The sequence below is a fragment of the Thermomicrobium roseum DSM 5159 genome (genome assembly GCF_000021685.1).
Taxonomy (GTDB): Bacteria; Chloroflexota; Chloroflexia; order Thermomicrobiales; family Thermomicrobiaceae; genus Thermomicrobium; species Thermomicrobium roseum.
Genome location: NC_011959.1, coordinates 898,724 through 911,485 on the forward strand (window position 1 = coordinate 898,724; position 12,762 = coordinate 911,485).

The 12,762-nt window shown below is 61.6% G+C and carries 11 protein-coding genes; 7 read left to right on the forward strand and 4 right to left on the reverse strand.

From position 1 onward, the window contains the following. Positions 1–37: 37 nt before the first annotated feature. From TRD_RS04220 to aroB, 3 genes are read right to left on the reverse strand one after another with little or no spacing between them, the layout of a single operon-like run. Positions 38–1,306, reverse strand: a complete 1,269-nt coding sequence (locus tag TRD_RS04220; RefSeq protein ID WP_012642295.1) for an adenosylhomocysteinase — start codon at positions 1,304–1,306, stop codon at positions 38–40. Next, positions 1,303–2,400 (reverse strand): S-methyl-5-thioribose-1-phosphate isomerase, encoded by a 1,098-nt coding sequence (gene mtnA / locus TRD_RS04225; protein WP_012642296.1) that lies wholly within the window; start codon positions 2,398–2,400, stop codon positions 1,303–1,305. Before mtnA ends, TRD_RS04220 begins: the two co-directional genes overlap by 4 nt. Continuing rightward, the gene (gene aroB, locus TRD_RS13545; protein ID WP_012642297.1) at positions 2,397–4,085 is read right to left on the reverse strand and encodes a 3-dehydroquinate synthase; all 1,689 of its coding nucleotides are present in this window, start codon (positions 4,083–4,085) and stop codon (positions 2,397–2,399) included. Before aroB ends, mtnA begins: the two co-directional genes overlap by 4 nt. A 137-nt stretch (positions 4,086–4,222) precedes the next feature. Between aroB and mdh the strand changes: the two genes are divergently transcribed. Both mdh and TRD_RS04240 read left to right on the forward strand, forming a co-directional pair. Continuing rightward, a complete protein-coding gene (gene mdh / locus TRD_RS04235) occupies positions 4,223–5,152 on the forward strand; it encodes a malate dehydrogenase (RefSeq protein ID WP_012642298.1) in 930 nt (309 codons plus the stop codon). A 67-nt stretch (positions 5,153–5,219) separates the two neighbouring features. Next, positions 5,220–6,509, forward strand: coding sequence for a molybdopterin molybdotransferase MoeA (locus tag TRD_RS04240; protein WP_143714624.1), 1,290 nt, complete (start codon positions 5,220–5,222; stop codon positions 6,507–6,509). Here TRD_RS04240 and TRD_RS04245 read toward each other — a convergent pair. Beyond that, positions 6,506–7,417 carry a DMT family transporter gene (locus TRD_RS04245; RefSeq protein ID WP_015921891.1) on the reverse strand — a complete coding sequence of 304 codons (912 nt, stop codon included), beginning with the start codon at positions 7,415–7,417 and terminating at the stop codon, positions 6,506–6,508. The genes TRD_RS04240 and TRD_RS04245 overlap by 4 nt on opposite strands. A gap of 138 nt (positions 7,418–7,555) precedes the next feature. Here TRD_RS04245 and TRD_RS04250 point away from each other — a divergent pair, with 138 nt between their 5' ends. The 5 genes from TRD_RS04250 (at position 7,556) to TRD_RS04270 (ending at position 12,760) form a co-directional block, all read left to right on the forward strand. Further along, the gene (locus TRD_RS04250) at positions 7,556–8,491 is read left to right on the forward strand and encodes an ROK family protein (RefSeq protein WP_015921892.1); all 936 of its coding nucleotides are present in this window, start codon (positions 7,556–7,558) and stop codon (positions 8,489–8,491) included. A 387-nt stretch (positions 8,492–8,878) separates the two neighbouring features. Next, positions 8,879–9,136 carry a hypothetical protein gene (locus TRD_RS04255; RefSeq protein WP_041435965.1) on the forward strand — a complete coding sequence of 86 codons (258 nt, stop codon included), beginning with the start codon at positions 8,879–8,881 and terminating at the stop codon, positions 9,134–9,136. A 26-nt stretch (positions 9,137–9,162) separates the two neighbouring features. Further along, entirely contained in the window at positions 9,163–10,803 is a 1,641-nt protein-coding gene (locus TRD_RS04260) for a hypothetical protein (RefSeq protein ID WP_015921895.1), read from the forward strand. A 5-nt stretch (positions 10,804–10,808) separates the two neighbouring features. After that, the gene (locus TRD_RS04265; RefSeq protein WP_015921896.1) at positions 10,809–11,744 is read left to right on the forward strand and encodes a HEAT repeat domain-containing protein; all 936 of its coding nucleotides are present in this window, start codon (positions 10,809–10,811) and stop codon (positions 11,742–11,744) included. After that, entirely contained in the window at positions 11,738–12,760 is a 1,023-nt protein-coding gene (locus TRD_RS04270; protein ID WP_015921897.1) for a lipid II:glycine glycyltransferase FemX, read from the forward strand. Before TRD_RS04265 ends, TRD_RS04270 begins: the two co-directional genes overlap by 7 nt. Positions 12,761–12,762 lie beyond the last annotated feature (2 nt).

Below are 12,762 nucleotides of genomic sequence, written 5' to 3' on the forward strand. Positions count from 1 at the left end.
CTTCGTCACGTCACACCTCGTGTACCGCACGTCGCCGTCATGTCCCATGCTGCCAGGAGACGAGATAGGCCTCTTGTTCCGGTGTCAACCGGTCGATCGCAATGCCCATACTCTCGAGCTTGAGCTGCGCAATTTCGCGATCGATTTCCGCCGGAACCGGATAGACATCAGCCGGGAGTTGCCGTCCCCGCTGCGCGAGGTACACGCAGGCGAGCGCCTGGTTAGCAAAGCTCATGTCCATGACACTGGCCGGATGCCCCTCGGCAACCGCGAGATTCACGAGGCGCCCCTCGGCGAGGACGACGATCGCGCGCCCATCGGGCAGAACGTATTCCTCGACAAAGGGCCGGTGCACAATGCGCTCGACTGCCATTTCGGCCAGTGCTTCGAGATTGATTTCGACGTTGAAGTGCCCCGCATTGCAGACGATCGCCCCGTTCTTCATCACGAGAAAGTGTTCTCGGTCGATCACGTGCAGATTACCAGTAGCCGTCACGAAAAGGTCTCCTACCCGTGCCGCTTCCCGCATCGGCAGCACCCGATACCCATCCATGACGGCCTCGAGCGCTCGCACCGGATCGACCTCCGTCACGATCACGTGCGCACCCATGCCCCGTGCGCGGAGCGCGATACCGCGCCCACACCAGCCATACCCCGCGACGACCACCGTTTTGCCAGCTAGCAACAGGTTCGTCGCGCGCAGGATGGCGTCGATCGTGCTTTGCCCTGTGCCGTATCGGTTGTCGAACAAATGCTTCGTCATGGCATCGTTGACAGCGATCGCCGGAAATGCCAGCAAATCATCGCGAGCCAACGCACGCAGTCGGATGACGCCAGTTGTCGTCTCTTCGGTCGAACCGATCACGGTCTGGAGGACATCGCGTCGGTCGCGGTGTACGGTCGTGACCACGTCCGCTCCATCATCGATGATCAGATGGGGCTCGTGATCGAGAGCCCAGTTGATGTGTCGGTAGTACGTCTCGGCGTCCTCACCACGCCGGGCGTAGACATGAAAGCCGTCGGCAACCAATGCGGCAGCGACATCATCCTGCGTCGAGAGCGGGTTGCTCGCGCAGATCACCGGTGTTGCACCAGCAGCACGCAACGCGTAAGCGAGATTCGCCGTCTCGGTCGTGACATGGACACAGGCAACGATTCTCAGGCCCTCGAGCGGACGTTCTCGTTCGAATCGTTCACGAAGGAGGCGCAAAACGGGCATCTCCCGCGCTGCCCAAGCAATGCGCTTCCTTCCTTGCTCAGCTAAAGTGAGATCAGCGATATCGTACGGTATCACTCGACCGTTCACCGTTCGTCCCGTCCCGTTTCCCCTGGCTCGACCGATGTTCCTCGACCGTTCGCCGCAAGAAAGTTCGCGATCTTTCGCCTATCGGGCGCCGGAATGATACCGCGCTCGGTGACGAGCGCTGTCACGAGCCAGTGTGGTGTCACATCGAATGCAGGATTCCGTACCGGCGTGTCCGCCGGTGCGATCCATGTTCCTTTCACGCGGAGCACTTCAGCTGGATCGCGCTCTTCGATCGGGATTGCATTTCCATCCGGCGTCTCCGGATCGAACGTAGAAAGCGGAGCAGCTACGTAAAACGGAACCCGGAACCGTTCCGCAGCCACGGCGAGCCCGAGTGTACCGATCTTGTTGGCAACATCCCCATTCGCCGCGACACGATCCGCACCGACCAGTACGGCATCCACCTCACCCCGAGCGAGCAGGAAGGGTGCCGCACCGTCCACGATGAGCGTATGCGGTATTCCACTGCGGCGGAGTTCCCACACTGTCAAGCGCGCTCCCTGCAAGCGTGGGCGCGTTTCCGTGACCCAGACATGCTCCAAACGACCGAGTTCATACGCCCGGCGAATGATCCCGAGTGCGGTTCCAAACGCTCCTGTTCCCAACGCTCCAGTGTTACAGTGTGTGAGCACGCGCGTTCCAGAGCGCAAAAGCCCAGCACCGTAGTCGGCGAGTGCCCGATCGATGGCCCATTGTCGATCCAAGAGTTCCAGCACCAGCTGGCCAAGAAGATGGGCTGCCTCCGCGGCATCCACCGCGCTTGCCACGCGCTCTCGAGCCACCTGCAGGCCATGAAACAAATCGGCGGCGGTCGGCCGCGTGCTCGCCAACAACGCTTCCCCCGCGGACAGCGCTCGGCGCCAATCGCCCCCCTCTCGCGCTGCACCCTGCACCGCGAGAGCGAGCCCTGCGACTGCGCTGATGCCGATGGCTGGTGCCCCACGGACACGCATCTCGCGGATTGCTGCCGCCACGTCATCGATCGTACGGCACTCGACAAGCCGCTCTTCATCCGGAAGAGCCGTTTGATCGACGATGACGAGCGACTCTCCCGTCCAGTGAAGGGGTCGCCATTCGCTCGGCGCATCCGTCATCGGTCTCCCCCGGCACCTCTCCCGCTCACGATCCTCGATTCGGTTCTCAGCAGTGCTCGGCAGATGTCCTCGATCACGCTCATGGGCACGTCGCGCCGCACCTCGACGTGACCCGGTGCGAGCGGCAGAATCCAGGTGAGGCGTCCGCCTTCGGCTTTTTTGTCATAACGAAGGCGCTCGAGCACATCGGCGAGTGGGAGATCGACCGCACGCGGTAACCCGGCCTGATCCAGGAGCTCGTCCTGCAACGGAACGAGATCTGCGCGACAGGAGTCCAGTCGATGCGCGATGCGAGCGACCGCCCGCATACCCACCGCGATCGCCTCGCCATGCCGCAACCGGTACCCACTCGTCGCCTCGATTGCGTGACCCAAGGTGTGACCGTAGTTGAGAATCCGGCGCAGTCCGGATTCGCGCTCATCACGGGCGACAACGCTCGCCTTGATCTGAATGTTCTGCCGGATGAGCCGCGCGAGTGAGTCGGCATCCTGCCACCACGCGTCGTACGGCCGCTCGGCGAGCATGTTCAGCAGCCGCGGTTCCTTCGTCTCGGTCGCGGTGCACTCGATCATCGCATGCTTCACCACTTCGGCCCACCCGGAGCGACGCTCTTCAGCCGGAAGCGTCGCGAGCACGACTGGATCCGCCAGCACCAGATGCGGCTGATAGAAACTCCCGATGAGATTCTTGCCGAGCGGATGATCGACCCCCGTCTTTCCGCCGACGCTCGCATCGACCATCGCCAAAAGGCTCGTCGGCACTTGCACGAGCGCGACACCACGGAGGACAATCGAAGCCGCAAAACCGGCGACGTCACCGACCACTCCACCCCCGAGCGCCACGACGACATCGGAACGCTCGATGCCGGCCGCCAGCATCCAGTCGAGAAGCGATGCCACGGTCACGAGCGACTTCGAGTGCTCTCCCGGGGGAATAGCGGTCGCCACGACATCGAAATCAGCAGCAGTCAGTGACGTTCGGGCGCTCGCGCCCCAGTATCGCGCGACCTGCTCATCGCTGACGAGAAAGGCGCGCCGAGCCTTGGGCCAACGGCGTCGCACCAGCTCGCCGATTCTCGTCAAAATACCCGAAGCCACGTAGAGTTCGGAGCGCCCGGCAGCACCGAGCAGAGCGCGGAACGGCACGCTTCCTCGGTCCTCCAGCTCTCGCACTGCTTCGACGATGCGTTGCGCAATCTCCTCCGGCGCCTCGTCATCGGTATCGATGACGACATCAGCCTGCTCATAGAGCGCTCGCCGTCGCTGCCAAAGCTCCTGCAGTTTCGCTGCTGTGTCGCCAGCGAGCAGCGGCCGAACAGTCGGCTGCAGTTCTCGTTCAGACTGGCGGTGCAAACGATCCACCAAGGTCTCGATCCGTGCACGTAAGTGCACCAAGGCCGTCTCGGTGCGCAAGGGAATCCAGTTCCGATCGTCCAACACGATGCCACCGCCAGTGGCGATCACTACGTGCTCGGCCAGTGACGCCTGCAGCAAAGCTTCTCGCTCTGCTGCTCGGAAAACGCTCTCGCCGTACCGCGCAAAGATCTCTGCGATCGGCAGACCGAAACGCTCTTCGACTAGCCGATCAGTATCGACGACACGCCAGCCGAGCAAATCCGCGACGAGCGGCGCGATCGAACTCTTCCCTGACCCGCTGAGCCCGATGAGTGCGATCCGTTTGATCACCTGCGACCCCTTCACGATCCGTGAGCGAGGCGCCGCCTCCGAGCGATTGTATCCCACGAGCGGATTCAGATGTGTGCTAGGATACGCTCAGCGAAGGCCGTGGGGATCGGAGAAGTCCAACAAGAGGGGTAGAGCGAATGCGACGCAAGGTTTCCATTATCGGTGCCGGTGCCGTCGGTGCGACCACTGCACAGTATCTCGCTGCACGCAACATCGCCGATTTAGTGCTCGTGGACATCGTCGAGAATCTCCCCCAGGGCAAAGCACTCGACTTGTTAGAAGCTGGGCCGGTTCTGGGTTATGACTGCCAGATCGTCGGCAGCAACAGCTATGACGCAACAGCTGGATCGGATGTGATCGTCATCACGTCCGGATCGCCGCGCAAGCCTGGCATGAGCCGCGATGATCTCCTCCGCGTCAACATGAATATCGTTCGGAGCGTCACCGAGCAGGCAGCACCATTGTCACCCGATGCCGTCATAATCGTGGTGACGAACCCGCTTGACGCCATGTGCCATGTCGCCTTGGAAGCCTCCGGTTTTCCTCCAGCACGCGTCGTTGGTCAGGCTGGCGTCCTAGACGCTGCGCGCTTCCGCGCCTTCGTCGCGCTCGAACTCGGTGTCTCTCCGCGCGATGTCCATGCGATGGTACTCGGCGGTCATGGTGATACGATGGTTCCACTGCCCCGCTACACGACCGTCTCGGGTATCCCGATCACGCAACTCATCCCCGCCGATCGGATCCAGGCGATCGTCGAGCGGACACGCGATGGTGGTGGAGAGATCGTTCGCCTATTAGGAACGAGCGCTTTTTACGCACCAGCTGCGTCGGTTGCCGAGATGGTCGAGGCCGTCCTTCTCGACGCGAACCGCGTGTTGGCTGCGAGCACGTATCTGACGGGTCAGTACGGGATCCACGACCTCTATGTCGGGGTTCCGATCAGGCTGGGTGCCGGCGGAGTCAAGGAAATCATCGAAGTCGAGCTGACCGATGAGGAACGGGCTGCCCTGCATCGATCGGCCAATGCGGTTCGCGAACTGGTTCAAGCGATGAAGCAACTCACTTGACAGCAGGCAACCGAGGGGGACGATCCCTATGCATTTCTCGCACGATCCCTCCGGAACGACCCAAACGATGATGAGCGTCGATGAAGCGCGAGAACGTATCCTCGCGTGTTTCGCTCCGCTCACACCGCGACGCACCCCGTTGCTGGATGCCTTGGGCTTAGTCTTAGCTGAACCGATCATCGCCCGGGAAAGCATCCCGCCATTCACCAATTCCGCCATGGACGGCTACGCGGTTCGCGCGAGCGATACGCGCGGTGCCTGCCCTGATCGTCCGGCTGAACTGCGAGTCATCGGTGAGGCACCCGCCGGGACTCCCTCTCCACGCTGGTTCATCGACGAAGCGATTCCGCTCCGCATCGAGTCCGGCATGGCCATCCGCATCATGACCGGCGCAGTCCTCCCACCGGGCGCCGATGCGGTCGTACGGTTCGAGGACACGGACGAGTCGGACACGCCCAGCACGAGTCGATCACGTGGTGTCGTCCGTGTTCGGCGAGAAATCACCACGGGAGAAAATGTGCGCCACGCGGGTGAAGACATCCTCGCCGGATCCATCGTCTTCGAACCAGGAACCGTTCTCGGACCGGCTCATCTTGGGCTTCTCGCTTCCCTCGGCTACTCCTGGGTTCTCGTCCATCCGCGCCCACGGATCGCTATCCTGGCCACCGGCGACGAGGTTGTGCCGATCGATTGGCCGCTCGAGCCTGGCCAGATTCGCAATAGCAACAGCACGGTCCTCGCCGCCCTCGTCCACCAGACTGGTGGGATTCCCAAACTCGTCGGCATCGCTGCCGATCGAGAAGAGGATGTCGCACGACACTTGCAGTACACCCATGATGCCGATCTGATCCTCACCTCGGGCGGTGTGTCACAGGGTGACTACGACCGAATCAAAGAATTCTTGCGTGCACGCGGACGCTTCGAAATTTGGCAAGTGCGCATCAAACCGGGTAAGCCGATGGCATTCGGCTTCGTGGCAGATACCCCGGTTTTGGCGCTTCCCGGCAATCCGGTGGCGGCCGTCGTAGCTTTCCTGCAGTTCGCTCGCCCAGCAATCCTGCGCCTCCTCGGACGGGCAGATCTCGAGCCGATTCGGGTCAGGGCGCGTTTGACGAAACCGGTGGAAAACCGCGGACGAAGACGTCATTTCGTTCGTGCGCTGCTTCATCGACGATCGGGCGAACTCTGGGTAACCCCAGTCCCGCAACAAGGTTCTGGCATTCTCAGCAGCTTGGTGCACGGGAATTGCCTCGCAGTGATTCCCGAAGAGTGGTCGGAAGCCCCGGTTGGCTCGGAGGTAACGGTCGAACTGTACGATCCATCTATCGCCGCGGCCATTTTCGCTGCAGAATCCTAAGGAAGCAGTACGAAGAGAATCCCAACCAGCATGATGATCGCCCCCACGACTGCATTCACACCCGGCACCTCGCCGAGGATCAGCCAGGCCAGGAGAATCGCCCCGGTCATCTCTTGCGTGTAGATGACGTTAGCGATCGCAGCGTTCAATCGGCGGACACTCGCGTTGTACAGCGTGTGACCGAGCGTGTTCGGTATCAACCCGAGCCCGAGGAGCGCCGCAACCACCTGCCAGTCATAACGAGCGACGCTCGCTCCCGCGCTGAGCGCTGCCAGGAGCGCAAAAGGGAAGACCCACACTGCAGCTGATCCGTACACAGCGATCGCATAGGCGAGGAGCGGAATCCGCGCCCGCTCGCGACGACCAACGAGAGAATAAGCCGCGTACGCTGCGGCCGAGAGGAGGGCCAACCCATCGCCGATAGCGATGCGCAGCCCAAAGCGTGGCTCGAACCCAGTGAGAACGACGACTCCCGAGAGGACGATCACGATTCCCGCGATCTGTCGCGGTCTGAGCGACTCTTTCAGCAGAAACGCCGAGAGTATGGCGAGCATGATCGTGGACGTATAGAGCAAGGGCAACACATGCGCGACCGGCGCGAATTGCAGTGCAGCATTGTACGCCACGAAGTGCACCGCCAGCGTCGCTCCGTAGATCGCGAGCCGGGGCCAGCCGAGCGACCTCACTGCCCCCAACGTGCGAGTAGCCAGTGCGACCGGCACCAACGCGAGCGTTGCCACGAGGAGGCGCCAAAAAGCGATTTCGAAGGCACTGACCGACCCGGCGAGCCGGATCAGAACAGCACTCGTCGATACAGCCAATACCCCGGCAACTGCGAAGCCGAGCCCGATCACAAAGTCGTTTCGACTGCTTTCTACCCTGAGAACGTATTGCCCTTCTGCCATCATCCTCTTCCTCTCGAGGGTCCATGAGTGGTAGGATACAGCGCCTGTTCTGGGCGCCGAACCCCGCGGCAGAGGTTCGACCACATGAACGATCTAACTGTTCGACGGTTCAGAGCGAGGCCACCCAGTTCGCAGGATCGAGTGTACGGCTTCGCCATCGCTGGTGGAATCATTCGAGCCGTCGTCGCTGACGGAAAGGGACAGATTCTCGGTGAAGCATCGGAACCCCTCAATAATCTGGACGCGCCCCATGTGCTCCATCGGCTTCTCGAACTGGCTCGAGTTGCACTGGGTCGCGCTGGCCTTCCGCCAGCGGAATTGAAGGCCGCCGGTGTCGCGTTCGGCGGACCAGTGGATCCCGAGCGGGGCGTCACCATCCTCTCGCCACGTTCGCCCGGGTTCGAGCAGTTTCCGCTCGTCGCCTTGCTGGAGGAGCAGCTGCGCGTGCCGACCGTGCTCGAGAACGATGCCCGAGCCGCCGCGTTCGGCGAGGCGGTCTTCGGTGCAGCTCGCGGCTGTCAAACAGTCATCTATCTCCACCTCGGCTCGGGAGTCGGCGGAGGCATCATCGTGGATGGACGGCTCGTCTACGGTGCCACAAGTACGGCTGGAGAGATCGGCCACATGGTCGTCACAGCCGGTGGACCACTCTGTTCCTGCGGCAAGCCGGGACATCTGGAAGCGTATGTTGCCGAGCCAGCTCTCGTCGCTCGCGTCTGGGAAGCGCTCGTTATCTCACCGGATGACCCAGCGCATCGGCTCCTCAGTGGACCGATCTCGGCTCGCGTCCTGTTCGAGCGTGCACCGGAGAGTCCGACCATTCAGCGCGTTCTCGACGATACGATCCAGATGCTCGGGCTAGCCATCGCCTCGCTCATCGCCACGCTGAATCCAGAAGCCGTCATCATCGGCGGACCGGTAGCAGAAGCCGGTAGTCGTCTCCTGGAACCTTTGCAGGCGCGTGTCCGTCAATATGCGTATCCCGCCTCCCTACGCCGCGTACGCCTTGCACTCGCCGAACTCGGTCCGGATGCCCCGATGATCGGAGCTGTCGCGCTCGCCTTGGCTCGCACGTGAGTCGGCATGACCCGTACGACGTCATACCGACGACACCGTCTGCCTCCGGGACGAGCGAGCTCGACATACCGACGAGTCGGCAGAAGTGAGCACGGTCAGCAAAAGTTCGGAAGAATGTCCCTGGCTCGATCATCAGCCGGAAGCGACGGTACCTTCCTCGCTCCCGTCGTTCTACCGAGAACGGCAAGTCTTTCAGCTTCGTGAGGACGCGTACCCTGCTTAGCGAGCGGCGAACCGGAACCGCGAGCGCTCTCCGCCTGCTCGAATCGATAGCCTGCCGGATTGCTCGAGGCATCAACAGCGCAGTCTGCACCCAGTACCGACGCCATCGAGCGGATCCAAGCCTTCTCCCTTGCCGCGGGAGCGACCGACGTCGGTGAATGACCGATGATGTCACAGCTTTTCCCCAACGAGGATGCCTTCATCGTCTTACCAGTCGAAAGCCACCCTCGAAGTCGGTTGCCGAGACGGCCCGAGTACTGTTATCCTCATTATTTGGCATGGCTGAAGGGAGGTATCGTGTCCGCTATCGTCTTGAGCCCGAAGATTCAAGAACTCCTTATCGAATTGCTCCGCGAACTCGGTCGACCGGCCACGACCGAGGAACTTGTCCGACTGCTTCGTGAGCGTCTGCAATCGAGCTGACGCGCGTCGAAACGGGGAGTGCGCGAGTGACTGACGGGACGAACGTGCAGACCCTTCCTGAAATCGAATTCCGGGGTTCCACGGAGGAGCGCGACCTCGCACGCCGTGTCTTCGCGCTCTTGCGTGCGACTGCTCGCTTTTATCCCACACACGCCCCGATTCGCGTGCCTCTGGAGACGCTCGCCGCACACTTTGCCGAAACGGAAGCAGGTGGCTCGCTCACTGAATGGATTGAACGGCTGCGAACAGCTCTAGCGGCGAATGACCACGTGTTCGCCCTCGAGGCCACGCAAGATGGCCAGATCATCGTCGCCACGACGCGAGCTGGGCGTCCGCCACTACCGCCGGAAGCGCTCATCGATACCGCTCATCAGTTGCCGCGACGCTTCCTCGAGCCCCCACCCGAGGCATTGACGCCAACCAAGACGCGCCCGCCCGAGGAAAAAGCAGCCCCGGTCGCGGAGCCCGCAATTGCAGCGCCAGCCGAGGAAGAGGGGCTCGAGAAAGTCGTCGCCCCCGCAGCGACTGCTGCCACGGTCATCGAAGACATCACAGAACTCTCCGATGACGAACTGGCGGCCGCGATCCGGGTGACACTCAGCAACCGTCCTGACGTTGTCGGTTTCGCTGACCTGTGGGCGATCGCGCGGATCGTCCCGAGTCTTTCTCGTGGCGATGTTCGTCGGATTCGGGAATACATCGTCGAGCGAGGCGAACCACTGACCGACCGGGAAATCGTCGAGGTCCTCTTCGATGTCCGCCCTGGTATGCCGGATTATGCGTTGCGGCAACTCGCTCTCAACGCGCGCCTAATAAGCGAAGAGGGATTCGAGTTCGTGGGCGTCCCGGGCGCACATGCCTGGACAGTGCGCGAAGTCAATCCTGTGGCCCCACCGAAGCGAAAGGTTGCTGATCTCGGCCAGGATTTTCGCTATCTGCTGGAGTCCAGCGAGGCCATTCAGCCTGGGACAGAGAGCGTCGTCGACCATGTTCTGACGTTCTATGAGCATTACTACGGTGTCCTTCCGTATGACAGCACGATCGCTCCCGTGCTTCCACCACGTGTCTTTCCGGATCAGACACGGGCACTCCTTCGTTTCGAGGCCCCACAAACACACGAAACGTTTTACGTCGAATTGCGCTATCCGACGACGAACCGCGGCGGATTCCTTTTCGGGTTCGAACAGTTTTTCGCTGCCAACCTTGTCGCCGGAGCCCTCATCACCCTGGAACGCGCTGAGGAGCCAGGACGATTTATCATCGATTACCTTCCTATTTCGCGTCAGGAGCGACGCCTCCTCGCACTCGACGAAAAGCAGCGCAAGTATGTCTTTCGCCCAACGGTGTACTTCTGCGCAGTGCAAGACAGCATGCTCTTGACTGAGCAACGCTTTCCTCGCTTCGCGGGTCAAGAACCGCTCGACGAGCGGACTCGTCGCTCCTATGAGCGCGTATTGGAAATCACCTTCGAGCGAGTTGGTGAGAACGTCGGCAGCCGCGAGGCACCTCGCTACATGGCGACGCTCGACGACCTCGTCGCTGGTGTGAACGTCGAGCGTCCCCTGAGCGTCGACCGGATCCGTTACCTGCTCACTTCAGGGCAATATCCTCAGTTCGAAGCCGATCCGGACGTCGCCGACCTCTATTACTACACGCCACGGCGGTGAGCGCCATGCGACCTTCGACCAACACGAATATCGATATCGCCGAGCTTCTGGTACGATTCCGTGACCGCGTGCGGGCGAGCGACGTGGCTCAACTGTCCGATCTCTCTCGTCAAAGTGCCCGGCAATTACGACAGCTCTGGCCCACGCTGCCGGTCGCGACGCGGCGTCGCTTGGTCCAAATGATGGCGGAACTGGCTGAAGAGAACCTGGCACTCAACTTCCGTCACGTGTTCCTCATCGCGCTCGACGATGATGACCAGCAGGTGCGGGAATGTGCAATCGCTGGATTGTGGGAGGAAGAAGACACGCTGGTTCTCCATCGCCTCCTCGAGCGACTGCCCCGCGAATCAGAGCCGTCGGTACGAGCCGCACTTGCTCAGGCGCTCGGTCGTTTCACCGAACTCGATGTGCTGGGTCGGTTACCCCTCGAGGACTGTCGGGCTCTCCGCGCAGCTCTGTTTTCCCTTCTCGAGAGCAGTGAACCGCTCGAAGTGCGTCGCCGTGCGCTCGAAGCCGCAGCGGTATACTCGCACGATCCGAGGATCAACGAGGCGATCGAAGAAGCGTACTGGTCTGGCGAGCACGCCCTCAAAGTGAGTGCCTTGTATGCCATGGGTCGATCGCTAGACCGACGCTGGTTACCCCTTCTCCTGGAAGAGCTGCAGAGCGAGCACCCGGCATACCGCTATGAGGCTGCCACTGCCTGTGGCGAGCTGGGCGCAGAGGAAGCTGTCGACGAACTTATCTCTTTGACGTCCGACCCTGATCGCGCGGTGCAAGGGGCAGCGATCGCTGCACTCGGGCGCATCGGCGGTACTCTCGCCACGAATGTCTTGCGTCGCTTAGCTCGCTCGACCGATCCGGTTGTGCGCGATGCCGCCGAAGAGGCGCTGGCCGAAGCGGTATTCGCGAGCGATCCGCTCCGTCCCACTCCATGGTAAGTTCGTGCCACATTCGTTACGTCGATGATCCGGCTGAATGGGATCAGCTGGTTCTAGCCAGCGGCGGGCGGCTGTTGCAGAGCTGGCGCTGGGGCGAATTCAAGCAGCGACACGGGTGGTATTGTCTTCGGCTGTCGATCACCGCTGCGGACGGCGTTGCTCTCGCACAAATCCTCGTGCGGCGAATACTCCCGTTCTCCATCTTGTACATCCCCCGCGGACCCTTGGTCAGAGAATTCACCGAAGCACTGCCGAGAGCGTTTCACCATGTGATTCAGCAGCTGGCCCGCCAGTATCGCGCCATCGCAGTCCTCGCTGAACCGGAACACGCCTCCGGACTCACTGTCCTCCCTAGAGAACTCGGCTGGAAACCGAGCCGCTTTGTCATCCAACCGCGAAGAACCCTCAAAGTTCCTCTCGGGGATGACACCATGTTGCTCGAACAGATGAAGCCGAAGACACGGTATAACGTCCGCCTCGCATTCCGTCGCGGAGTGACGACACGCATCGCATCCCATAGCGAAATCGAGCGCTTTTATGAGTTGCTGCGCGAAACAGCCGAGCGCGATCGCTTCGGCATCCATCAGATCGACTATTTCCGAGATCTCCTGACACTCTTCGGTGAAGACGCAGCACTCCTGTTTGCTGAGTTCGCAGGGGAGCTCGCAGCAGGAGCGCTCGTTGTGCGATACGGTGACGAAGCAATCTATCTCTATGGTGCATCGAAGACCTCGCTGCAACGACATATGCCAACGTACGCTGTCCAGTGGGCTGCTCTCCAGTGGGCACGGTCACATGGCTGCCGCTGGTACGATCTGTGGGGGATCCCTGACACCGACGATCCCCCTCCCGAAACCGACGATGAGCACCTCAATGTCCGCTGCGGGTTGTGGGGTGTGTATCGGTTCAAGAGCGGATTCGGTGGACGCCCGTATACTTACCCTGGTGTGCAAGAGTTGGTCCGCTCACCGATCCTCATGGCGCTTTGGCGCCGACTGCGTCCACTAGGAGCGTGATT